Source organism: bacterium CG_4_10_14_0_2_um_filter_33_32 (assembly GCA_002792735.1).
Taxonomy (GTDB): domain Bacteria; phylum Patescibacteriota; class CPR2_A; order CG2-30-33-46; family CG2-30-33-46; genus CG2-30-33-46.
The window spans coordinates 3,102-4,401 of record PFOW01000031.1; the positions used below are offsets into that span (position 1 = coordinate 3,102).

A 1,300-nucleotide genomic window follows, 5' to 3' on the forward strand; every position below is an offset into this window, starting at 1 on the left:
TCAAGTCCAACTTTTACCTTAATTAGAGAATATAAGATTAAAAACAATCCAAATATTAAAAAATTATTCCATTTGGATTTGTATCGGCTGCACTCAGAAAAAGAGGCAGAAGAATTAGGGTTACATGAGTTATTTGAAGACAAATCAGCTATTATTGTTATAGAATGGGCAGATAGAATTAAAAATCTATTGCCAGATTATACCGAATGGTTAAAATTTGAATTTATTGATGAAAATACAAGAAAAATTATTATAAGTTAGGGTAAAATTATGGAAATTTTATATATTAATACCTCAAATTATAATGCTAAAATTGGTTTGATTAGTGATAATAAGTCTAAATTTTTAAAATTCCAGGCTAAAAATAGACTATCCAATATTCTGTTAACAAGAATTGATAAATTACTTAAAGAAAATAAAATTGTTCCTAAAAAGTTAAAGGCGATAGCTGTTTTTAAGGGACCAGGTTCTTTTACTGGTTTAAGAATAGGTATTGCTACGGCTAATGCCTTTACCTTCTCTCTTAAAATTCCTTTGATAGAAATTGATAAAGAGGATAATAGCTTGGCAAAAATTATAAGAGAAAAATTTAAAAATAAAATTTTTACAAATATTATAATTCCTTTTTACGGAAAACCACCGAATATTACTAAACCCAAAACAAAAAAATAGGCTGATCATTTTTTAGTAAACTTTTTTGTGATATAATATTTAAGAATTAAAAGGAGAAAATTATGTACGGAAATGATTATTCTTCAACCGTTCCTATGTCGTCTATACCAGGAGCTGGTATTTTTGTAGCTATGGGTATATTTTTCTTGCTCTTTGCGGTAGTGGGAATTGTAATTATGGTTTTTTAGTTATTGGATCTTTATGACTGGGGATTTAGAAAAGAAGAAGAATTCCCCGGCGGTGCTGACGAGAAGAAAAAATGGTTTTTTAAATTTTTCTTGGGAGTTTTTGCGGCACCAATCGCTATTATTCCAATTTTAGGCGCTCTAGTAGTATTAGTTGCCTATATTGCTCAGGCTGTTTTTGTTTTTATGTATTTTTTTGGAGTAAGAAAATTGCCAAAGAGCTCTAATCCTAAGGTTACGTCTGCTTCTACGGGATACACATCTACCAGTCAAGATATAAATCAGCAGCAACCACCCGTACCGCCTGCACAATAAATTTATTTGGTTTATAAATAGCCGTTTAAAAGCGGCTATTTTGTTTTTTTGCGTATATTTCTTAATGAATAAGTTACGAAACATTTGAGACTCCTGCAAATAACTAAGGAGTTTCCAATATGCATATC

Annotated in this window: 3 protein-coding genes; all 3 read left to right on the forward strand. The window is 29.9% G+C overall.

Annotated features, from left to right (window positions below; genetic code table 11):
- Positions 1-72 precede the first annotated feature (72 nt).
- The 3 genes from COX95_02155 to COX95_02165 all read left to right on the forward strand — a co-directional run bounded on the left by COX95_02155 (position 73) and on the right by COX95_02165 (position 1,172).
- Positions 73-261, forward strand: coding sequence for a hypothetical protein (locus COX95_02155; GenBank protein ID PIZ86112.1), 189 nt, complete (start codon positions 73-75; stop codon positions 259-261).
- A 9-nt stretch (positions 262-270) separates the two neighbouring features.
- Entirely contained in the window at positions 271-672 is a 402-nt protein-coding gene (gene tsaB, locus COX95_02160; protein PIZ86113.1) for a tRNA (adenosine(37)-N6)-threonylcarbamoyltransferase complex dimerization subunit type 1 TsaB, read from the forward strand.
- A gap of 191 nt (positions 673-863) precedes the next feature.
- Positions 864-1,172 carry a hypothetical protein gene (locus tag COX95_02165; protein PIZ86114.1) on the forward strand — a complete coding sequence of 103 codons (309 nt, stop codon included), beginning with the start codon at positions 864-866 and terminating at the stop codon, positions 1,170-1,172.
- Positions 1,173-1,300: the final 128 nt, after the last annotated feature.

Excerpts from the sequence above, each read along its gene's own strand:
- tsaB (PIZ86113.1), top strand. The coding sequence starts at position 271 with ATGGAAATTTTATATATTAATACCTCAAATTATAATGCTAAAATTGGT.